This is a genomic window from Halomonas icarae (genome assembly GCF_009901955.1).
GTDB lineage: Bacteria > Pseudomonadota > Gammaproteobacteria > Pseudomonadales > Halomonadaceae > Halomonas > Halomonas icarae.
Map to the genome: position 1 here is coordinate 58253 of NZ_WUTS01000001.1, position 20679 is coordinate 78931.

At 64.7% G+C, this 20679-nt stretch carries 17 protein-coding genes and 1 pseudogene; 7 read left to right on the top strand and 11 right to left on the bottom strand.

All coding sequences use genetic code 11. From position 1 onward, the window contains the following. Positions 1 to 9: 9 nt before the first annotated feature. The gene (locus tag GRB80_RS00265) at positions 10 to 645 is read right to left on the bottom strand and encodes a CoA pyrophosphatase (protein WP_161422126.1); all 636 of its coding nucleotides are present in this window, start codon (positions 643 to 645) and stop codon (positions 10 to 12) included. 79 nt (positions 646 to 724) lie between these two features. Here GRB80_RS00265 and GRB80_RS00270 point away from each other — a divergent pair, with 79 nt between their 5' ends. Continuing rightward, complete coding sequence (locus tag GRB80_RS00270) at positions 725 to 1279, top strand: NUDIX hydrolase (RefSeq protein ID WP_161422127.1); 555 nt, start codon at positions 725 to 727, stop codon at positions 1277 to 1279. 16 nt (positions 1280 to 1295) lie between these two features. Here the strand turns inward: GRB80_RS00270 and GRB80_RS00275 are convergent, their stop codons facing one another. After that, positions 1296 to 1607, bottom strand: coding sequence for a YqfO family protein (locus tag GRB80_RS00275; protein ID WP_132041352.1), 312 nt, complete (start codon positions 1605 to 1607; stop codon positions 1296 to 1298). 257 nt (positions 1608 to 1864) lie between these two features. On the opposite strand from GRB80_RS00275, the gene GRB80_RS00280 reads away from it, so the two are divergent. Both GRB80_RS00280 and GRB80_RS00285 read left to right on the top strand, forming a co-directional pair. Further along, a complete protein-coding gene (locus tag GRB80_RS00280; protein ID WP_161422128.1) occupies positions 1865 to 2374 on the top strand; it encodes a fasciclin domain-containing protein in 510 nt (169 codons plus the stop codon). 187 nt (positions 2375 to 2561) lie between these two features. Next, a pseudogene (locus tag GRB80_RS00285) lies at positions 2562 to 3366 on the top strand (fructosamine kinase family protein). Positions 3367 to 3384: 18 nt separating this feature from the next. Here GRB80_RS00285 and GRB80_RS00290 read toward each other — a convergent pair. The 8 genes from GRB80_RS00290 to GRB80_RS00325 form a co-directional block, all read right to left on the bottom strand. Beyond that, entirely contained in the window at positions 3385 to 4500 is a 1116-nt protein-coding gene (locus tag GRB80_RS00290) for an ABC transporter permease (RefSeq protein ID WP_161422129.1), read from the bottom strand. Between the two features lies 1 nt (position 4501). Further along, a complete protein-coding gene (gene rbbA / locus GRB80_RS00295; protein WP_161422130.1) occupies positions 4502 to 7231 on the bottom strand; it encodes a ribosome-associated ATPase/putative transporter RbbA in 2730 nt (909 codons plus the stop codon). Then, positions 7228 to 8304, bottom strand: a complete 1077-nt coding sequence (locus GRB80_RS00300) for an HlyD family secretion protein (protein WP_161422131.1) — start codon at positions 8302 to 8304, stop codon at positions 7228 to 7230. The genes rbbA and GRB80_RS00300 overlap by 4 nt, the downstream gene beginning before the upstream one ends. 104 nt (positions 8305 to 8408) lie before the next feature. Then, positions 8409 to 9011: an ABC-type transport auxiliary lipoprotein family protein gene (locus GRB80_RS00305; RefSeq protein ID WP_161422132.1), complete on the bottom strand. Its 603-nt coding sequence runs from the start codon at positions 9009 to 9011 to the stop codon at positions 8409 to 8411. 39 nt (positions 9012 to 9050) lie between these two features. After that, the gene (locus tag GRB80_RS00310) at positions 9051 to 9989 is read right to left on the bottom strand and encodes an MlaD family protein (RefSeq protein WP_161422133.1); all 939 of its coding nucleotides are present in this window, start codon (positions 9987 to 9989) and stop codon (positions 9051 to 9053) included. A gap of 11 nt (positions 9990 to 10000) precedes the next feature. Then, positions 10001 to 10798 (bottom strand): ABC transporter ATP-binding protein, encoded by a 798-nt coding sequence (locus GRB80_RS00315; protein ID WP_161422134.1) that lies wholly within the window; start codon positions 10796 to 10798, stop codon positions 10001 to 10003. Next, positions 10792 to 11913, bottom strand: a complete 1122-nt coding sequence (locus GRB80_RS00320) for an MlaE family ABC transporter permease (protein ID WP_161422135.1) — start codon at positions 11911 to 11913, stop codon at positions 10792 to 10794. The genes GRB80_RS00315 and GRB80_RS00320 overlap by 7 nt, the downstream gene beginning before the upstream one ends. A gap of 1 nt (position 11914) precedes the next feature. Next, positions 11915 to 12757 carry an alpha/beta fold hydrolase gene (locus GRB80_RS00325; protein WP_161422136.1) on the bottom strand — a complete coding sequence of 281 codons (843 nt, stop codon included), beginning with the start codon at positions 12755 to 12757 and terminating at the stop codon, positions 11915 to 11917. A gap of 121 nt (positions 12758 to 12878) precedes the next feature. Here GRB80_RS00325 and GRB80_RS00330 point away from each other — a divergent pair, with 121 nt between their 5' ends. From GRB80_RS00330 to GRB80_RS00345, 4 genes are all read left to right on the top strand, one after another. Continuing rightward, complete coding sequence (locus tag GRB80_RS00330) at positions 12879 to 14315, top strand: TolC family outer membrane protein (protein ID WP_161422137.1); 1437 nt, start codon at positions 12879 to 12881, stop codon at positions 14313 to 14315. A gap of 188 nt (positions 14316 to 14503) precedes the next feature. After that, a complete protein-coding gene (locus tag GRB80_RS00335; RefSeq protein WP_161422138.1) occupies positions 14504 to 15811 on the top strand; it encodes an efflux RND transporter periplasmic adaptor subunit in 1308 nt (435 codons plus the stop codon). Continuing rightward, on the top strand, positions 15811 to 18990 hold the full coding sequence (locus GRB80_RS00340; RefSeq protein ID WP_161422139.1) for an efflux RND transporter permease subunit: 3180 nt from the start codon (positions 15811 to 15813) through the stop codon (positions 18988 to 18990). Before GRB80_RS00335 ends, GRB80_RS00340 begins: the two co-directional genes overlap by 1 nt. Before the next feature lie 340 nt (positions 18991 to 19330). Continuing rightward, a complete protein-coding gene (locus GRB80_RS00345) occupies positions 19331 to 19990 on the top strand; it encodes a hypothetical protein (protein WP_309663469.1) in 660 nt (219 codons plus the stop codon). Here the strand turns inward: GRB80_RS00345 and GRB80_RS00350 are convergent. Next, entirely contained in the window at positions 19987 to 20601 is a 615-nt protein-coding gene (locus tag GRB80_RS00350) for a TetR family transcriptional regulator (protein WP_161422141.1), read from the bottom strand. The two genes, GRB80_RS00345 and GRB80_RS00350, sit on opposite strands and share 4 nt — an antisense overlap. Positions 20602 to 20679: the final 78 nt, after the last annotated feature.

Here is a 20679-nt window from a genome sequence, read left to right on the forward strand (position 1 = left end):
GCCCCCGGGTCAGCCGGTGGCATGCTGCTGGATACGCTGCAGCCGCTCTGGAAAGTAGCATAACGGTCCTGGTGGCTCCCGGTGCAAGTCGACCGGACGGCCGAACCCCTCGGCGAGAAGCTCCACCAGCATCATCGCCGAGAGCCCCCAGATGACCTGGCCATCGACATGGTAGTTGGGCACGTACCAGGGCCGGCCGTCTACCGGGATGACGTCGGTATGATGACGACGGTCCTCGAGAAAAAGTGCCAGCGGCACCTCGAAGATCAGGTCGAGTTCGGCGGGGTCGGGCAGCAGCGGCAGATCGGGTGGAATCACTCCCACATAAGGGGTGACGCTCAAGCCATGCAGCGAGATCACGTCCGACAGCTGGCCGAGCAGCTCCACATGCTGCGGCGGCAGGGCGATCTCCTCCTCTGACTCCCGCAGCGCGGTGGTCAGCAGGTCGGCATCCTGGGCTTCACGCTTGCCGCCGGGAAAGGCGACCTGGCCGCTGTGGGTATTGAGGTGGATGGCTCGCCGGGTGAACAGCAGCGTTGGGACGGGACGGTCGACGATGGGCATCAGCACCGCCGCCTCGGGTAGGCGCAGTGACTGTCGGCGGGGCCGGTGCGCTTGCAGGCGTTCGCGAAGTTTCTCTAACATGGGGTTTCCATTGGGGTTTGGTATCTTCTACCCGGCCGCCTTCCGCAACGTCAAGCCAGTTCGCTTGCCTGGGAGTCTCATGAACTTCTGTAGCCACTGTGGCCATACCGTGCGCCTCGCGATTCCGCAGGGGGATGATCGTCCGCGCTTTCTGTGCGACGAGTGCGAGACCATCCACTATCAGAACCCGCGTATCGTGGCGGGGACGCTAACGGTAAGCGGTACTCGCGTGCTGCTCTGCCGCCGTGCCATCTCCCCACGCAAGGGGTACTGGACGCTGCCGGCGGGTTTCATGGAGAACGGTGAAACCACGGCAGAGGCCGCCGCCCGAGAGACTCGCGAGGAGGCCTGTGCCGAGACCCGACTGCATGGGCTATATACCCTGATCAACCTGCCACATATCAACCAGGTGTTCATGATCTTTCGGGCCGATCTCGAGGGCAGCTTCGCTCCCGGGCCGGAAAGCCTCGAGGTGGGTCTCTTCGAGGAGCATGAAATCCCCTGGGAAGAGCTCGCCTTTCCTACCATCGAGCGCACGTTGTGGCACTTCTATGCGGACCGCAAGCAGGGCGAGTTTCCGCTGCATATGAGCGACATCGTGCCCGACCGCGAACGTCAGTCCGGTGCCGGCTAGTCGCACATCCCCGGCTTCAAAGATCCTCGAGACGCCAGACATCGAAGGCCGGCTCCTCATAGGGGTGGGCCTGGCGTAGCGCTGCCACCGCCTCGCGAATCAGGGCATCCTCACAGACCAGCTCCACCTTCAGCTCTTCCACCCGCTCCAGGTCGCCCACCCTGCCGATATGAGGGGTGGCGCCGTCCAGGGGGCGGAACTGCCCGGTACCCGGGGTCTGGAAGCAACACGCCTCATAATCGCCGATGCGCCCGGCGCCGGTGGCGAACACTGCCTCCTTGACGGCCTCGGCCTCCGCCATCGGTACAAAGAACGCCAGCTTGTACATGAGTGTGACTCCTCTATCGGGGTGATCCAGCCTGTCGTTGTGCCATATTCGGGGGGCTGCGTCAGCCATAGCAAGGCTCTCTTGCCCTATCGTGCCATTCTCTTGCCCTGACGTGTCATAAAGGCACTGGAAAAAACTTGTCCAATTTATGTTTGTGGTATAGTTTCTGTATAGGTCGACGCAGATGGCACCCAGCATCATCAGTGACACGACCATCGGGCATCCGCCCGAGTCAGCCCTAAACGGAGTATCCGATCATGAAGACTCTTACCCTTTCCATGACGCATCTGATGGCTGCCGGTGCGGTTGGTCTTTTCATCGCCGGCTGTGCCCAGGCAGAACACCACGGCATGAAGCAGAAGGACATCGTTGACACGGCCGTCGAGGCGGGCCAGTTCGAGACGCTGGTCGCCGCGGTGCAGGCGGCAGATCTGGTCGATACCCTGAAAGGCGAGGGCCCCTTTACCGTCTTTGCTCCCACCGATGAGGCATTTGCCGCCCTGCCGGAGGGCACCGTCGAGGAGCTGTTGAAGCCGGAGAACAAGGAGACCCTGCAGGCTGTGTTGACGTATCACGTCGTCCCCGGCCAGATCATGGCCGCAGATGCCATGGCGGCCGATAGTGCCACCACCGTGCAGGGCCAGGACATCACCATCACCACCATGGATGGCAGCGTGATGATCGATGATGCCACCGTGATCTCGGCCGATATCAAGGCCAGCAACGGCGTTATTCATGTCATCGACGGCGTGTTGATGCCCCAGTGAGCTTCAGCGAATTCATCTTGTTTCAAGTCTTGCGTTTCAAGAGTCGTTTTTGACCGTCATATTTAAGCGTTGTGTGTTGTCCCTGCTTGCCGCCCGCTCCGGGCGGCTTTTTTTTGCGCGTGCTCTTCCTTGACGGCATGCCTTTCGAGGGCAAGTCTGGGGCCTCATCGATAGCGTGAGGAGTGGTATGGATAAAAGGTTACGGGCGTGCCTGGCCAGGGTCGGGTTGACCCCGGAAGGTGAACTTGCGCCGCTGTCGGGCGGTGATGTCGCCGCGGTCTACCGCCTGGCCACCGACCGAGGCGATGTGGTGGTCAAGCAGGACACCGGCGATCGCCTGGCCGGTGAGGCGGAGGGGCTGGTCACCCTGGCCGCGGCCGATTCGGGGCTGGTGGTGCCCGAGGTGCTGGCTCAGGGCGATGGGTGGCTGGTGATGGCGGCACTGGAGGTGGCGCCTCGCCGTCGTGACCCGGCCGCGCTGGGGGAAGGACTGCGTAGGCTGCACGGGGTGGTCGGCGATGCTCACGGCTGGCATCGCGACAACGCCTGTGGGCGCACGCCCCAGCCCAATGCGTCGCTCGCCGATGGCCGAGGCATGCCAGGCGCGAGGCCTGCTCGATGCCAGGCTGCGTGGCCGACTCGAGGCGCTGGCCCACGGCCTGGAGGCCTGGCTGCCGAATGCCCCCGCGAGTCTGATACACGGTGATCTGTGGTCGGGCAACGTGCTCTTCACGCCGAGAGGCCCCGCGTTGATCGACCCGGCGGTCTATCGTCACTATCCGGAGGTGGACCTCGCGATGCTGACCCTGTTCGGCTCCCCGGGGGAGGCCTTCTTCGAGGCCTACTGGGATGGAGCACCTCCTTCTGACTGGCCGCGCCGCGAGACGCTGTTTCAGCTCTATCCGCTGCTCAACCATCTGCTGCTGTTCGGCGGCGGCTACCGTGGCGCCGTGGACCACGCGGTCTCGCGGCTGGAGATCGATACAGCCTGAGCCCCGGGTGCCTTGAGCCTACTGCAGCGAGCGGCGCAGACGCGAGAGGGCGATCAGGAAGAAGGCACCACCGATGACGGCCAGGGCCAGCAGCTGGGGCCAGATAACCGCGATGCCGGCGCCACGGAATAGCACGCCCTGGGCCAGCTGAATAAAGTGGGTGGTTGGGGCGGCCAGCATGATCTGCTGCACCAGCTCGGGCATGCTCTCGCGAGGGGTCATGCCGCCGGAGAGGATCTGCATGGGCAGCAGCACCAGGATGATCAACAGCCCCAGCTGGGGCATCGAGCGGGCGATGGTGCCGAACAGGATACCCATGGAGGTGGTGGCGAAGAGGTGCAGGGCGGCACCCAGCAGGAATACCTCCACCGAACCGGGTATGGGCACCGCCAGCCAGCCCTGGACCACCAGGCGCAGGGCCAGTGCCGAGGCGACCAGCACCACCGCGGCCATGGACCATACCTTGGCCAGCATGATCTCCAGCGGCGTGATCGGCATGACCAGAAGGTGCTCGATGGTGCCGTGCTCGCGTTCGCGGATCAGCGCGGCTCCGGTAAGAATGATCGAGAGCATGGTGATCTGATCGATCACCGCGTTGATGGCCCCGAACCAGGCACGGTCCAGATTGGGGTTGTAGGCGGTGCGAACGATGGCTTCCACCGGCATGACCGGTTCCGCACGATGGCGACTCAGGAATTCGGATACCTCGCTGGCCATTATCTGCTGGATATGACCGGCACCGGTAAAGGCCTGGGAGACCTGGGTGGCATCCACATTGAGCTGGATCTCGGCACCGCGTCCGCCGAGCAGGTCACGCTGAAAGTCGGGGGGGATGTCCAGGGTGAAGGTGAAGCGACCGCTGTCCATGCCGGCGTCCATCTGCTCGCGGGTAATGGGTTCGGGAGGCAGGAAGTAGGGCATCTGCAGGGCATCGATCAGCCGCCAGGAGAGTGCCGAGGCATCTTCGTTTACCACTCCGACAGTGGCGCGGTGCGGCGACTCGGGCACCGCCGTGGCGCTGGTATGGATGCTCAAGCTGAAGGCGTAGAGGATCAGCACTACCATGGCAGGGTCCCGAGCCAGGCTGCGCAGCTCCTTGATCCCCAGCTGCAGGATATTGCCCAGTGATGGCATCTTATCTCTCCTGGTCGCGCAGGCCAGCCACGCTGGCCAGCAGCAGTAGCGGGATCGCCACCAGCAGTGGCACGAAGTAGGGCCACAGCTCGCTGAAGCCCAGCGCCTTGGAGAACACCCCCCGCGTGATGATCAGGAAGTGCGTGGTGGGATAGGCCTGGCCTATCAGGGCGCTGATGCCCTCCATGGCCGAGACCGGATGCAGCATTCCCGAGAACTGCACCGCCGGAATCAGGGTGATCACTGCGGTGCCGAAGATGGCGGCGATCTGGCTGCGCAACAGCGAGGAGATCAGCAACCCCATGCCGGTGGAGCACAACAGGTAGAGAAGGGCGGCCAGGCTCAGTGTTGCCAGGCTACCACTGACCGGGACGTGGAAGACCCAGATGGAAAGCGCCACCAGGGTGACGAAATTGACCATGCCCATGGCCACGTAGGGCAGCTGCTTGCCGAGCAGGAACTCGGTTCGGGTCACCGGCGTGACATAGAAGTTGGTGATCGATCCCATCTCCTTCTCGCGCACCACACCCAGCGCGGTGAGCATGGCCGGAATCATCATCAGCAGCAGCGGAATCACCGCCGGTACCATGGCGGGCAGGCTCTCGACATCGGGGTTGTAACGATAGCGCAGGGCGATCTCCAGACCGCTGTCGCGAGTGGCGACACTGGATTCACGAGCAAGGGTCGCCAGGAAATCACCATGCAGTCCAAGCGCGTAGCCGCGGATGGTGTCGGCTCGGGTCGGCATGGCACCGTCGATCCAGAAGGCAACCTCGGGGATGGCACCACGCTTGAGGTCACGGCCGAAGCCAGGCGGAATCTCCACGGCAAGACTGATGTCGCCGCGGCGCATCCTTGCCTCCATCTCGTCCTGGCTGGTCAGCGGCGCACGTTCGCTGAAGTAGCGTGATCCCGCCAGGTTGAGGGCATAGGCCTGGCTGGTGGTGGTCTGGTCGCGGTCGAGGATCGCATAGTCCAGGTTCTCGACATCGAGGCTGATGCCGTAGCCGATGATGAACATCAGCAGCACGCTGCCCAGCAAGGCCAGGGTGCCGCGTAGTGGGTCACGGCGAAGCTCCATGCTCTCTCGACGGGTATAGCTCATCAGGCGCTTGAGGCTGAAGGCAGGAGGGTCGCGCTGGGGCTCCACCGTTTCGGCCTTGCGAGGCGTGGCCCCCGGATCGCCGGGTGGCTCGTCGGCGGCTTCCGCCAGCCAGATGATGAAAGCCTCCTCGAGGGTATCGGTGCCGCGCTCCTGGCGAAGTGCCTCGGGAGTGCCGCAGGCCAGTACCCGCCCGGCGTGCATCAGCGAGATCCGATCGCAGCGCTGGGCCTCGTTCATGAAGTGGGTGGAGATAAAGATGGTCACGCCCTCTTCCCGGGACACCCTGACCAGCTCGCGCCAGAAGGCATCTCGGGCTATCGGGTCGACCCCGGAAGTGGGTTCGTCGAGAATCAGGATCTCGGGACGATGGAGTATGGCCACGGCCAGGGAGAGTCGTTGGCGAATCCCCAGTGGCAGGCCGCCCGAGAGGCTGTCGGCGACGGCTGTCAAGGCGAAGCGCTCGAGCAACTCCTCGATGCGGGCCTGGCTTTCGGCCCTGGGCAGCTGGAAGAGTCGCGTGTGCAGGGCGAGATTCTGGCGCACGCTGAGTTCGCCATACAGAGAGAATGCCTGGGACATGTAGCCGACTCGGCGGCGTGTCGAGAGGTCCTGGGAGTCGACCCGTTGGCCGAACAGTTCGGCCTCGCCTTCGCTTGCCGGCAGCAGGCCGGTCAGGATCTTCATGGTGGTGCTCTTGCCGCAGCCGTTGGAGCCCAGAAAGCCGAAGATCTCTCCCCGTGGGATGCGAAAGTCCACCCGGTCGACGGCGGTAAAGTCGCCGAAGCGCTTGGTCAGTTCCCGTGCTTCGATGGCGATGGTATCGCTGACGGGGCGAGGCGGGATAGTGACGGCGCGATGCTGGCGGCGCTTCGCCTCGGGCAGCAGGCCGATAAAGGCGCTCTCGAGGTCGTCTGTCCCGGTCTGTGCCAGCAACTCTGTGGGCGTGCCGCTGGCCAGTGTGTGGCCGGCATCCATCGCCACCAGGTAGTCGAAGTTCTGGGCTTCATCCATATAGGCGGTGGCCACGATCACGCTCATCCCAGGGCGCGCGTCGCGGATGCTCGCGATCAGTGTCCAGAACTGGCTTCGTGAGAGCGGGTCGACGCCGGTGGTGGGCTCGTCGAGGATCAGCAGGTCGGGGTCGTGGATCAGCGCACAGCACAGCCCCAGCTTCTGCTTCATGCCACCAGAGAGCTTGGCCGCCGGGCGGTCGATAAAGGGTGCCAGGCCGGTAGCACGGGTCAGCGCCGCGATACGCCCTTTCCGCTCGGCGCCATCCTGACCGAAGAGGCGACCGAAGAAGGTCAGGTTTTCGTGTACCGACAGGGTGGGGTAGAGGTTCCGGCCGAGCCCCTGGGGCATATAGGCGATGCGTGGACAGGAGAGCCGGCGATGGTGGGCATCGCGCATATCACCGCCGAGTACCTCGACATGTCCCTGCTGCATGTGGCGGGCGCCGGCGAGCAGCGCCAGCAGACTGGACTTGCCCACGCCGTCGGGACCAATCAGGCCGACCACCCGGCCAGCCGGCAGGTCCAGGCTGATATTGTCCAGGGCCAGGGTGTCGCCGTAGCGCAGGCTCACGGCCTCGACGCTCGCCACACGCTCTGTCGAGTGCCGAATCATGGCGTCACTCGGAGTTCGAGGCTATCCGGCCAGGGGGCTGTATCATCGAGCCTGACGTAGGCCAGCCCCGGCAGCCCTGTCTTGACCTGTTCGATATGGCGGCGCAACAGCCCGGGCTCGATCCTGGCGCGAAGGCGGAACATCAGCTTTTCGCGTTCGCTGGCGGTCTCCACGCTCTTGGGAGTGAACTGGGCGACGCTCGCCACATAGCTGACCCGGGCCGGAATCACGTACTCCGGTGCGGCATCAAGGACCAGGCGGACCTCGTCGCCGATGGCGACTCGGCCCGCCTCACGTGTCGGCAGGAAGAAGGTCATGTAGACATTGGTGAGGTCGACCAGGTTGAGCACCTTGCCTCCGGCCCCCAGTACCTCCCCGGGCTCGGTGATTCGGTACTGCACCCGCGCCAGACGATCCGCCGTCAGTACGCTATCGTCAAGATCGGCCTGGATACGGGCCAGGGTGGCGTCGCTGGCTTCGATCTGGGACTCGGCCTCGATCACCTGAGACTCGGTGGCCCGGATGGCGGCCCGGGCCGAGAGTACCTGAGCGTTGGCCGAGGCCAAGGCCGCCTGCTGGCTCTGCCAGGCGGCGAGAGTATCATCGAACTGCTGTTGCGAGATGGCGTTGCGCTCCACCAGGCTGGCCGCGCGCTCGTAGCGCTTGCGGGCCGCGGTGAGCTCGGCCTGACGCTGGCTGACGACTGCCTGGGCGGCGGTCAGCTCGCTCTCACGCAGCGCCACCATGGCTCGGGCGGTCTCCAGGACATTCTCGGCACGTCGCTGCTGGGCACGGGCCTGGGCGAGTTCGGCCTCAAGGGTCGCGGTATCCATGCGGGCGACCGCTCGGCCGGGGTCAACAATCTCGCCCTCCTCGGCCATCACCTCGGCCAGGCGGCCGGGCAGGCGCGTGGCCACATCGATCTCGGTTGCCTCGATGCGGCCGTTGCCCATTGTCAGGCCGGGGTTCTCGGCCTCCGGCTGCAGGCTCCACCAGGCCACTCCCGCCAGCAACGCGACGGCGGCCGCGGCGAGGGTGGCTTTTGGCCAATGGTTGGCGACACGCTTGCCCATTCTGATTCACCTCTTTCCCGGAATGGCCTCCATGGTGCCTGGTCCATGCTCGGATTTCCCTGAGTCATATCAAATCTGGATTATATCCTAGTGATATTGGGGGGCTAGAGTGCTTCGACTACCCAACCTATCAGGGCCTCGGCGAGGGCGTCGCTCGCCTGACCGAAGGCCTTTATCGCCGCCTCGGGTGTGGCGTCACCGGCGGCTGATGTTGCCTCGAAGCGGCGGCTGGTCAGTAACTCACGGCGGGATTCGTCGATCAACTGGGCGTCCAGGCGCACCACGGCGTGGCGGGTGCCCCGGTCGAGACGCAGATAGAAGGCCGTAAGATGGCCGGTCAGGGTGGCATCGCTGCGGGCTCGACTGGCGTCATCGACCACACCCTTCAGGCGTCCCGTTTGGCGAAAGCCCTCAAGCAGCCGCTCCTGCAGCAAGCGCGACGCATCGTCTCGCCAGCGCACGCCGCTCCAGGCCTCATACTCGTCCGGTGACGGCATCACCAGCAGTCGGTTGCCGCCATGAGGCGCGCTGGCGCTGAATGAGTCGACGCGCAGGGTGGCGGCAACCGAGGGGCCTGAGATGTCGAGGTCCGGACTTGCCGGGAGTGCGAACAATCGCTGTGGTTCGCGATCCGGAAGGATCGTGCAGCCGGCGGTGAATAGCAGCAACAGGGCCAGCAGCGCCGCTATAGGGTGACGGGGAGTCATGGGGTATGCCTTCTGGTGTGAAAGATCATGGTCAATGGCTCAAGGAGCATACTCGGGTAGGGGGTCACGCCCGAGTAGTGCCTCGGTAGGGCTCTCCTCGAGGCGCCGTATCAGACGGTTGAGCACGCGCAGCGCCGCATGGAGCTCCTGCATGGCGGGGTCGAGTTCGCCGACTCCCTGCAGACCGCGGGCGATCTCCTGCTCATGGTCGGCGGTCAGCCTGGCTACCCGGCTGGCGCTCTCCTCCAGGGCCGCCATGGCGCTCTCCGCGCGAGCCAGGGTGCGGTGGCCCTCCTCGTCGAGCAGCCGCCCAGCCCGGTCGCCCAGGCTGGTGTAGGTTGCCAGAGTGGCTTCGGCCTGGGTCAGGGTGGTGCCGAGTCGCTCGCCCAGTGCCTTCAGGTCAAGGTCGGTGCCGGCGAGTGTCGCGGTGGCCTGCTCCAGGTTGGCGAGGCTGTGTGACAGATGCTCGATATTGTCGTTTGAGAGCAGCCGGTCGGCGCCTTCAAGCAGTCGATTGAAGCGGATCATCAGCCGCTCGCTGTTGCTCAACAGTGAACTCAACGGCGAGGGGCGGGCGCGGATCACCGGCGGGTTGTCACGACTGCCTCTCAGCCGCTCACTCTCCGGGGTGCCGCCGTAGAGCTGGATGTTCATGCTGCCGGTGATATTGGCAAGGGCCAGGCTGGCGCGTGTGTCGGCCTTGATCGGTACGCTGGCATCGATGCGGATCAGCGCGCGCACCCGGCGGGGATCCGTGGGGTCCAGGTGCAGTTCGGCCACATTGCCTACCTCGATGCCGCTGTACTGAACGGCGTTACCCTCGGCGAGGCCACTGACGGCACGATCGAAGACCACCTCGTACCAGGTGTCATCACGGTCGAGGTTCGACTTTCCCAGCCACAGTGCGAACAGCAGGGCGCCGCCCAGGGCGAGTACGGTGAACAGGCCGATTAGCACATGATGAGCACGGGGCTCCATGGTCAACTCTCCTAGGCGGTTCGAGCGGCATTTTCGGCCGCGCGGCCACGCGGGCCGTGAAAGTAGTCGTGAATCCAGGCCTCGTCGGTGGCGGCCACGCTCTCGAGGGGGCCGGCCACCAGTACGCGTCGCTGAGCCAGCACCGCCACCCGGTCACAGGCCGTGTAGAGGGTATCCAGATCATGAGTGATCAGAAACACGCTGAGACTCAGGGCGTCTCGCAGGGTCATCAGCAGTCGGTCGAAGGCGGCGGCCCCGATGGGATCCAGCCCCGCGGTGGGCTCATCCAGGAACAGTACCTCCGGGTCCAGCGCCAGGGCACGGGCCAGTGCGGCGCGCTTGATCATGCCACCGGAGAGCTCGGCCGGGTACTGAGTGGCAGCCTTGCCCGGCAGGCCTGCCAGGGCCAGCTTGAGGCGCGCCAGCGCTTCGGCTTCACTGCGGGGCAGGCCAGCATGCTCGATCAGTGGAAGGGCGACATTCTCGGCCAGGGTCAGTGAGGTGAACAGAGCTCCACGTTGGAACAGCACCCCGAAGCGGCGCTCGACCCGTGAGCGAGCCGAAGCGGAAAGCTGCTGAAGGTCCTCGCCAAATACCTCGATGCGTCCGGCGCTGGGGCGCAACAGTCCGACGATGCTGCGCAGCAGGACCGACTTGCCCGAGCCCGAGCCGCCTACCACGCCAAGAATCTCGCCACGCTCCAGGTCCAGGTCGAGCTCCTGGTGCACCACATGGCTGCCGAAGCGATTCTCCAGGTCGCGAACACGAATCAGCGGCCGGAATCCGTCATCCACCTGCTCGTTCACCATCCCATCTCCATGCAGAACAGCGCCGTCAGGGCATCGAGCAGGATCACCATGAAGATCGACTGCACCACGCTCGACGTCGTGTGCTCGCCCACCGACTGGGCGCTGCCGCTGACCTTGAAGCCCTCCAGGCAGCCGATCACTGCGACCACGAAGGCGAACAGCGGCGCCTTGCCCATGCCCACCAGGAAGTGCTGGATGGCGATATCGCGCTCGAGGATGGCCAGAAACTGTGCCGCCGAGATGTCCAGCGCCACCAGACAGACCATGGCGCCGCCCAGGATGCCACTGAGCATCCCCACGAAGGTGAGGATGGGCAGGCTGATGGTCAGCGCCACCACGCGAGGCAGTACCAGCAACGCTACCGGGTCGAGACCCAGGGTGCGCAGGGCATCGAGCTCCTCGTTGGCCTTCATGGCCCCCAGCTGGGCGGTGAAGGCGCTGGCGGTTCGGCCGGCCAGCAGGATGGCGGCCAGGATCACGCCGAACTCGCGCAGGAAGGCGTAAGCCACCAGGTGCACCGTGTAGAGGGTGGCGCCGAAGTCGCGTAGTACCGTGGCGCCGAGAAACGCGACCACCGCTCCCACCAGAAAGGTGAGCAGGGCGACGATGGGCAGGGCGTCGAGGCCGGTCTGGTGAATCTGGGCGACGACGGAGGTGAGACGCCAGCGCCTGGGTCGCCAGGCGCTGGTGGCCAGGGTGGCGAGCACCCGGCCGATAAAGCCCAGTAGCTGTTTCTGCTGGTGGCCGATGTCTTCCATGCGGCGGCCGATATCGGCCAGCGGGCCGCGCAGGGGGTGAGAGCGTTGTGCAGCCGGGGGCTCGCAGCGCAGCAGCGCCTCGCCCACCGCACGCAACAGGGCGCGCCTTTCGGCAGGCAGCTGTGGCGCCCAGTCATCGATTCCGGCGAGGCGCTCGGCGCCGGTGAGCTCGGCAAGCAGGGCGGCACCGGCGGTATCGAGGGCGGCGATCTCGGCAAGCGACTCGGGCGTGCCAACCGCCGCGCCCCGGGTTTCACCGATGCGTCGGCGCAGCGCGGCGTGGTGCTCAAGGGTCCAATCACCGCGCGGGCGTGGCGGCCCCTGGTCGATCAGTAGCTCCCCCGGTATCGATGACATCTCAACGCTCCGGGTTGTCGAGGAAGTGGCGAATCGACTCGACCTGACTGGCGCGGTCGAGATAGGGGGCGTGGCCGCAGCCGACCGCTTCCAGGGTGATGAGTTGTGGCTGAGTTTCGGCCATGCGCTCGAGCGTGGCGGCGGCGAGCAGGGGCGAGTGAGCGCCGCGGACCACCATCAGCGGGCAGGTGAGGGCGCCCCAGTCGGCCCATAGGTCTCGCGGCGTGTCGTGGACAAACTGCGCGGTGATCTGCGGGTCGTAGTGAAAGCTCCAGCGACCGTCGGGCAGGCGCCGTGCACTCTCCAGCGCCAGTCGCCGCCAGCTGTCGTCGCCTTCGATGCCGAACCCTGCATAGTGGCGGCGTAGTTCCGCCTCGAGCTCGCGGAAGCTCGCGAATTCGTGGGGGCGTGAGAAGTAGTCGCCCAGTTCGGCCAGTCCCTCGGGGGCAAGCTCGGGGCCGATATCGTTGAGTATCAGGCGCTCGATGCGCCCGGCGGTGCCGGGCTCGGCGGCCAGGCGCAGGCCCAGCAGGCCACCCATGGAGGTGCCCAGCCAGGGTACCCGTTCCAAGTCGAAATGGTCGAGGATGGCTCGGGCGACCCCGGCGTAGGCGGCGTAGGTGTAGTCACGCTCGGGATGAAGTGACCAGGTCGAGAGGCCGCGCCCCGGGGTGTCCGGTGCCAGCACCCGCCACTCGGGCCCCAGGCGCTGGGCCAGATCGGCGAAGTCACCGCCATGGCGAGCCAGACCGTGCCAGGCGATCAGGGTGCGGGGGGCATCGGGATGCCATATCCGCACCGCCACATCGAGATCGTCTACGCTGACCCAATCAAGGTGTTGCATGCTCCGCCTCCGCCGCTGGGGATGATCACAATATGTCATATTGTTCCTCGATGATAAGGTGGAATCGAGGCCTGAACATGCGACAATGTATGTAAATATTCCATCGATCGAGGATGAGCCGATGACGTCTCCCCGCCCGTCGCGTTGTTCCCGCCCGTCGCGCGTCCTGCGCCGTGCCCTGTTGCCGATGATGGTGGCCACCATCGTGTCGACATCCGCCCAGGCGGCGGACCTGCTGACCATCGCCAACGATGCCCTCCTGAACAACGCCGAGCTGGCCTCGGCTCGTGCCCTGACTCGTAGTACCGAAGCGGGGCGTGATGTGGAGGGAGCGGATCTGCTGCCCCAGGTCACGGCCTCCGGCAATCTGACCCACAACCGCCAATATGAGGCTCAGTCGATTCCCGGTCAGCCGCGAGGTGATGATAACGTCAATCGCCTCGGCGTCACCCTCGAGGCCACCCAGGCCCTCTTCAATGCTATCGCCAGTCGCCAGGTAGAGCGCAGCGAACGTCAGATCGATCAGCAGCTGTACCGCCTGGCTGCCACCGAGCAGGGCGTATTGATCAGCGTTTCCACCGCCTACTTCGAGATCCTGCGGGCCCATGAAGTGCTCGAGGCACGCCGTGCCCAGGAGCGGGCCATCAATCGTCAACTGGAGCAGGCCCGCGAGCAGTTCGAGGTGGGGCTGATCGCCATTACCGAGGTGGAAGAGGCCAAGGCGGCCTTCGATCAGGCCAGGGCGGTGCGCATCGGCGCCGAAAGCGATTTGCAGGTGCGCTTCGAGGTGCTGGAGCGGCTTACCGGTCAGCGCTATGAGAGTATCGATGCCCTGGGCGAGGAGCTGACAATCGCCCCGCCCATGCCGGCGGAGCGTAGCACCTGGGTAGAGCTGGCCATGCAGAACAATCCCCAGGTACTGGCCAGCCAGGCCGGTGTCGAGGTGTCGCGCAGCGCGGTGGAGATCGCTCGCGCCGGGCGCCTGCCTCAGGTCAATGCCTTCGCCAACTACAACTATGCCGATAGCGATGCAGATCGCATCGATGGCCATGACTCCAGTAGTCAGGTCGGGGTCGGCGTCAGCTTGCCCCTCTATACCGGTGGGCGCACCAGTGCCTCGGTGCGTCAGAACACCTATCTGCTGGAGTCGTCGCAGTACGACTTCGAGGACCAGCGTCGCAGCACCATCCAGGACGTACGCTCCAGCTATACCCGGGTGACCAACGATGTGGCGACGGTGGAGGCCCGCGCCCAGGCGGTGGTCTCCAACCAGAGCGCCCTGGATGCGACCCGCGCCGGCTATGAGGTCGGTACCCGCAATATCGTCGATGTGCTCAATGCTGAGCAGAACCTCTACAACGCCATCGCCGATCTGGCCAGCGCGCGTTACGACTACGTGATCAACCTGCTGACCCTGCGTCAGCGTGCGGGCACCCTCGATGAAGAGGCCCTGGCCGAGGTCAACGCCTGGCTGGACGGCGGCAGTGTGAATCTCCAGCTGCCGGATGCTGCGGGCAATGACCCGGTGATGAATATCGGTGAGCGCCCGACCCCCTAGCCCGCTGGAGAACGGCCATCGGTAACCACTGCCGCCGAGGCAGTGGTTAATGAGAAGGCGAGTCGTGATTCCAAGCCGTCGAGCGTGAGCGATGACTCGGTGGCTTGATTAGGGGGCTAAGTTTTACATCCATACATGAATGAATGTAAGATTCGTTCATCCGACATTTCCAAGGAAACTCCACGCGCATGAAAACTGCATACCGAATCGGCCGGGCGGGCCTTCTTGCCCTGGCCGCCGGCCTGTTGCTGGCCGCCTGTGGTCAAGAGCCGTCACCTGAGCAGGCCCAGCAGGGTAGTGCCCAGGAACGACCACCGCATCCGGTGGAGGTCGCCAAGCTGGCCCGCCAGGATCTCGATCTGGAGCGCTCCTATCCCGCGTTGCTGCGCAGCGATGATGAGGTGACGCTGGTGGCACGCGTCACCGGTACCCTCGAGAAGCGCCATTTCGAGCCGGGGCAAATGGTCGAGAAGGGTGATGTGCTCTACTCCATCGAGCCGGATGTCTATCAGGCGGCGGTCAGGCAACGTGAGGCGGATCTGCAGAGTGCTCGAGCCCAGTTGGAGCGTGCTCAACGAGATGCCAACCGTTTCGAGCGCCTGCTGAACCAGAACTCGGTCAGCCGCCAGCAGGTCGATCAGGCGCGTTCGGAGCTGAGTGTGGCACGCGCATCCGTGGTCCAGGCCGAGGCGGCGCTGGCCACCGCACGGATCGATCTCGATTATGCCGAAGTCTCGGCGCCGGTATCGGGCTTGATCAGCCTGAGTCGGGTCAATGTCGGCAATGTGGTGAGCAGTGGCACCGAGCTTGCGACCATCACACCGCTGGATCCACTCGAGGTGCGCTTCCAGTTTCCGCAGCGGGACGCCTTCCAGCTGCGTCGCCAGATGCAGGAGCCTGAAGACGCCGAGAAGATTCGTGCGGTCCTGCAGCTGCCCGGGTTGGGAAGTGAGCGTCTCGTGGGACGCTTGACATTCCTTGGCTCTCGCGTGGAGGAGGGCACCAGCACGGTGCAGGCCAGTGCCACCTTCGCCAATCCCGAGCATCGCGTGCTTCCCGGGCAGTTCGTGCGTGTCGAGCTCGAGGGCCTCAAGCGCTTCGATGTGCTGGCAGTTCCCGAGATCGCCATCGGCCAGGGCCTGATGGGGCCCCAGGTGTTCGTGCTCGATGAGGATAACGTCGCCCGCGCTCGGCCGATTGGCCTGGGCGAGGTGGCCGGCTCCTGGAACATCCTGCGTGACGGGGTAGAGCCGGGTGAGCGTGTGGTGGTCGGTGACCTCGCCGGCATCGAGCCGGGCGTGACCATCGAGCCGCTGCCCTTCGATGGCGATGCCCAGGCGCTGGTCGAGCGCTCCATGCAGGCGGGTGGTCAGCAGCAGGGCGCGGCGACAGCGGGTGGCTCGGCTGCCCAGCCCGGCCAGGAGGGCCAGGCGACCCAGGAAGCGGCGGCTGAGAGCGAGTCAGGGCCGGCCGAGGCCGGTGAGGATGACGCCTGATGAACTTCTCCAACTTCTTTATCAAGCGGCCAATCTTCGCCACGGTACTGGCGATCATCCTGACCCTGGTCGGGGTGGTCAGTCTGCGCGTGCTGCCGATCGAGCAGTACCCCAGTGTGGTGCCGCCCACCGTATCGGTTAGCGCCCAGTTCCCCGGCGCCGATGCCGAAACGGTGGCGCAGACGGTGGCGGCTCCTCTCGCCGAGGCCATCAACGGTGTCGAGGACATGCTCTACATGACCTCGACCAGTGGCGACAACGGCTCCATGAGCCTCAACGTAGCCTTCAATATCGGCACCGAAGGCGATATCAACACCATCAATGTCAACAACCGGGTGCAGGGGGCGCTTTCTCAGCTTCCCGAGGCGGTGCAGGCCCAGGGCGTGACCGTGGAGCTGCGCTCCAGTTCGATTCTGATGCTGGTCGCGCTGATCTCACCGCAGGGCGACTACGACAACGTCTTCATGCAGAACTATGCCACCCTCAACATCCTCGATGAGCTGCGTCAGCTGCCGGGTGTGGGGGAAGCCTCGGTGCTGGGGGGTGGTGAGTTTGCCATGCGTATCTGGATGGATCCGGACAAGCTGGCTCAGTATGACCTGACGCCAACCGAGGTAGCGACGGCGATCCGCACTCAGAACACCGAGGTCCCTGCGGGGAGCCTGGCTGCCACGCCCCAGAGTGATCCGAGGGCCTTCTCCTATACGATCACCGCCGGAGGGCGCCTCAATAGCGTTAACGATTTCCGCGAGATTTTGCTGCGCACCAACCCGGATGGTTCGTCGTTGCGGCTTAGTGACGTGGCACGCATCGAACTGGGTGCCTCCTACTACGGGGTCAACGCCAAGCTGAATGGTGGCGCCATGACGCCGATCATCATCAACCAGCAGCCTGGTGCCAACGCCCTCGAGACTGCCCGACTGGTCCACGAGACCATGGCCGAACTGGAATCACGTTTCCCCCCAGGGCTCGAGCAGGTGGTGCCCTATGACACCACGCTGTTTATCGGTGCCTCCGTCGATACCGTGACCAAGGTATTTATCGAGGCGTTTCTCATCGTCGGGGTGATCCTGTTCGTCTTCCTGCAGAACTGGCGCTTCACGTTGATCGCCATGTCGGTGGTGCCGGTGTCGGTACTGGCGACCTTCGCCGGTTTCTTCCTGTTCGGTTTCTCGATCAACCTGCTGACACTGTTCGCCCTGGTGCTCGCCATCGGTATCGTGGTGGACGATGCCATCCTGGTGGTGGAAAACGTCGAGCGGGTGCTGGGCGAGGATGAGGATATCACGGTCACCCAGGCGACCATCCAGGCCATGAAGGAGGTGGGTGGGCCGGTTATCGCCACCTCCCTGATCATGGCTGCGGTGTTTGTACCGGTGGCCTTCCTGGGCGGCTTCACCGGCCAGATCTATCAGCAATTTGCCTTGACCGTGGCGATCTCGGTGGCCTTCTCGGCACTGATGGCGTTGACCTTCACGCCGGCCCTGTCGGCCGTGTTCATCAAGCACAAGTCGCAGATGGGGCAGTCGAAGCTGACGCGTGCCATCCACACTCCACTGCGCCTGTTCGACAGCCTCTTTGCCGGTATCACCGCGGGCTACATGTGGGTGGTCAGGGCACTGGTGCGTTTCTGGGGAGTGGCGCTGCTGCTGACAGGTCTGGTGATCGGCGGCTCCTGGTGGCTCTATCAGATCACACCCTCGACCCTGGTGCCCGAGACTGACCAGGGTATTGTGCTGGCCGCCGTACAGCTTCCCGACTCGGCCTCGCTTGACCGCACCCGGGCCTACATGGATGAACTGAGCGCCCGTATCGAGGAGATCGAAGGCGTCGAGTACAGCTCCGCCGTGGCGGGATATGACATCCTTTCCAGTGCGGTCAATTCGGCCCGCGGTATCATGTTCATCAATATGCTGCCCTGGAATGAGCGCACGCTGACCGCGGATGAGCTGGTTGGCAAGATCATGCAGCTGGGCGCTCAGGTCCCGGGGGGCTCGGCGATGGCCTTCAACGTACCGCCGATCATGGGGCTCTCTACCACCGGCGGCTTTACGGGGTACCTGCAGTCCTTCGAGGGAGGCACGCCACAGGAGCTCTTCCAGGCCTCGGTCAAGGTCATGCAGGCTGCCAACCAGCATCCGGCACTGCAGCGTGTCTTCACCACCTTCAACGTCAATGTGCCGGGCTATCGTGCCGAAATCGATCAGCAGAAGGCGCTGAGCTACGGGGTATCGCTGCAGCAGCTCAACGCGACGCTCTCCAATACCTTCGGTACCGGCTTCGTCAACTTCTTCAGCTACCAGAACCGCAACTTTCAGGTCTACCTGCAGAACGAGGATGAGTTCCGCAAGACCCCGGACGATATCAGTAGCGTCTATGTTCGCGGCGGCAATGGGGAGCGCATCCCGCTGTCGGAGTTCGTGACCCTGGAGCGACAGGCCAAGCCCTCTGTGGTGTCGCGTTTCGGTGTCTACCTGGGGGCACAGTTTCAGGGCGGCCCGGCACCGGGCTATAGCTCCAACCAGGCGATCACCGCCATGGAGGAGGTCGTTGCCGAGACCCTGGGCAGCAACTGGGGCATGGGCTGGACCGGTACCGCCTATCAGGAGAGCCAGATGGGCAGCGCCGCCAGCCTGGCGATCATCTTTGGTCTGCTGATGGTGTTCCTGATTCTGGCGGCCCAGTACGAAAGCTGGTCACTGCCACTGGCGGTGTTGACCGCCACCCCCTTCGCCTTCCTGGGAGGGATCGGCGGCATCGCGCTGCGCGGGCTGGACTCCAGTGTCTATGTGGAGATCGGCATGCTGGTGGTGGTTGGCCTGGCGGCCAAGAACGCCATCTTGATCGTCGAGTTCGCCGAGCTGCAGCGCAAGGAGCTGGGCAAGACGATCCGCGAGGCGGCCATCATCGCCGCGGAGCTGCGCTTCCGACCCATCGTGATGACCTCGATGGCCTTTATCTTCGGTACTCTGCCGCTGGCCCTGGCCACCGGGGCGAGTGATGTCAGCAGCCACCATATCGGCACCACGGTGGCGATGGGCATGGCATCGGTGGCGGTGCTGGGGAGTTTCTTTATTCCCAGCTTCTACGCCATGATCGCCTCGGTCTCTGACTGGCTGGGACGCAAGCTTCTCGGCAAGGAGGCGCCGCGCCAGGTCGCGGGGTCCGAGCAGGGCTAGTTAGCGCCTGACTCGACCGGCTGTTACAAGGGGGCGCCTCTCAGGAGGCGCCCCCTTGTCTTTCCGGGAAACAACTCCCGCCGACGAGGCTCACTGTGCTACCTGTGGGCTACCTGACGGTGCTTCCTAGATAAGTTCCCTGGCTAAGTTCCCTGGCTAAGTTTCCTGGCTAAGTTTCCTGGCTACGATTCCTGGCTATGTTTCCTGTCTAAGCTTCCTGGCTGTGCTACCTGGTCGTGCTGCCGGTCCTTGGCCTTCGCCCGGGAGGAGAGGCTATAGTGGTTCTCAGGGTCCCATTCGTTGGCTAAGTAGTGTCGGGGAGGTGGCCATGGAGTTCGTCATGATGGTTGCGCTGAGCTTTCCGGTGGTGGTGTTCAGCCTACTGATGCCGCTGCTGCTGCTCTACTGGGGGCTGGTGGCGCTGCGCCTGGCACCGCTGGAGCTGTTCGAGCATGACAGCCTGAAGGGTGACTATCTGGCCAGCTCGCTGGTCGCCCTTGGCTTTGTTGGCGTGCCGGCCAGCGTTTCGCTCTCGGTGCTGCTGGTGCTGGCGGCGGCCATCACCCTGCTGGTGGAGCTGCTCGCCCTGCGCTGGCTGGAGCTTGGCCTGTTCCGAGTGCCGCTGGGGGTGATAGTGCTGTGGGCCGCGTTTGCCATCGCTTCACCGCTCGCCGCCACGCTCTGCGCGGCGATGAGGCGCTGGTTTCACCGCCATCTGCAGAGCCATCAACGCTGCCTGCTGGGTGAGCGTGTCGAGGTGCGCTCGGCGCCGGATGCCGAGGGGGTGGCCAGTGCAACCCTGCTCGATGACCCTCGGTGCGAGGTGCGCCTGCATGGCAAGGCAGGCAGCATGCCCCGGGCTGGGGAGCGGCGGGTGCTGGTGAAGTACCTGGTGGAAGAGGGCGCCTATCGCAGCGTCGAGGATGGAGAGTTTCGCGAGGCCCGCGCTCACCTCAGGCGGCTGCGGCTGGGTGGGCGACGCTCGACCACTGCGGCCTAGGGCCGGCGCATCAGCTCGAGCTGGAGCGCCACCAGATCGCTGCCCTTGATCGCGATCGAGAAGCGCTCGTGGTTGCGCAGCCAGTCATGGAAGAGTCCACCGAGCAGCGCCAGCATCAGTTCGGCGGCGATATCGGGGGAGAGGTCTTCACGCAACTGCTTCAGGCGTGCCGCGCAGGTGAAGTAGTCGGTCAGGGCCTCGCGGGCCTCGTTGGTCATCTCATTCTGCATGGCCAGCGGGTCGATATCGCCGAACACCTCGCAGTGATGGACCAGGATGGCATGTACGCGCCGGTAGCGGGGCTGCTCGAGGCGTTCGAAGCCGTTCTGGATGGCCAGGCGGATGGCCTCCAGGGGACGCTCCATCAGGCTCGGCTTGGCCACTTCCTCGATCAGCTCCTGGAAGGGCATGCGTACCCGGCCAAGCATGGCCTGGAAGAGGTCTGCCTTGTTCTTGAAGTGCCAGTAGACGGCGCCCCGGGTCATGCCGGCGTGACGGGCAATCTGCTCCAGGGAGGTGCGTGCGACACCCTTTTCGAGGAAGACCTCTTCGGCGGCGTCGAGCAAGGCCTCGCGGGTTGCGGCGGCCTCGGCCTTGGTGCGTCTGGCCATGGTGGGGGATCTCGTGGGGAGTGGGTAACGTCATCATTCTACCCGATGCACCACGATTTTACATTCGTGAGTGTATGC

Excerpts from the sequence above, each read along its gene's own strand:
- GRB80_RS00265 (WP_161422126.1), bottom strand. The coding sequence starts at position 645 with ATGTTAGAGAAACTTCGCGAACGCCTGCAAGCGCACCGGCCCCGCCGA.
- GRB80_RS00270 (WP_161422127.1), top strand. The coding sequence starts at position 725 with ATGAACTTCTGTAGCCACTGTGGCCATACCGTGCGCCTCGCGATTCCG.
- GRB80_RS00275 (WP_132041352.1), bottom strand. The coding sequence starts at position 1,607 with ATGTACAAGCTGGCGTTCTTTGTACCGATGGCGGAGGCCGAGGCCGTC.
- GRB80_RS00280 (WP_161422128.1), top strand. The coding sequence starts at position 1,865 with ATGAAGACTCTTACCCTTTCCATGACGCATCTGATGGCTGCCGGTGCG.
- GRB80_RS00290 (WP_161422129.1), bottom strand. The coding sequence starts at position 4,500 with ATGCCATCACTGGGCAATATCCTGCAGCTGGGGATCAAGGAGCTGCGC.
- rbbA (WP_161422130.1), bottom strand. The coding sequence starts at position 7,231 with ATGATTCGGCACTCGACAGAGCGTGTGGCGAGCGTCGAGGCCGTGAGC.
- GRB80_RS00300 (WP_161422131.1), bottom strand. The coding sequence starts at position 8,304 with ATGGGCAAGCGTGTCGCCAACCATTGGCCAAAAGCCACCCTCGCCGCG.
- GRB80_RS00305 (WP_161422132.1), bottom strand. The coding sequence starts at position 9,011 with ATGACTCCCCGTCACCCTATAGCGGCGCTGCTGGCCCTGTTGCTGCTA.
- GRB80_RS00310 (WP_161422133.1), bottom strand. The coding sequence starts at position 9,989 with ATGGAGCCCCGTGCTCATCATGTGCTAATCGGCCTGTTCACCGTACTC.
- GRB80_RS00315 (WP_161422134.1), bottom strand. The coding sequence starts at position 10,798 with ATGGTGAACGAGCAGGTGGATGACGGATTCCGGCCGCTGATTCGTGTT.
- GRB80_RS00320 (WP_161422135.1), bottom strand. The coding sequence starts at position 11,913 with ATGTCATCGATACCGGGGGAGCTACTGATCGACCAGGGGCCGCCACGC.
- GRB80_RS00325 (WP_161422136.1), bottom strand. The coding sequence starts at position 12,757 with ATGCAACACCTTGATTGGGTCAGCGTAGACGATCTCGATGTGGCGGTG.
- GRB80_RS00330 (WP_161422137.1), top strand. The coding sequence starts at position 12,879 with ATGACGTCTCCCCGCCCGTCGCGTTGTTCCCGCCCGTCGCGCGTCCTG.
- GRB80_RS00335 (WP_161422138.1), top strand. The coding sequence starts at position 14,504 with ATGAAAACTGCATACCGAATCGGCCGGGCGGGCCTTCTTGCCCTGGCC.
- GRB80_RS00340 (WP_161422139.1), top strand. The coding sequence starts at position 15,811 with ATGAACTTCTCCAACTTCTTTATCAAGCGGCCAATCTTCGCCACGGTA.
- GRB80_RS00345 (WP_309663469.1), top strand. The coding sequence starts at position 19,331 with ATGATGGTTGCGCTGAGCTTTCCGGTGGTGGTGTTCAGCCTACTGATG.
- GRB80_RS00350 (WP_161422141.1), bottom strand. The coding sequence starts at position 20,601 with ATGGCCAGACGCACCAAGGCCGAGGCCGCCGCAACCCGCGAGGCCTTG.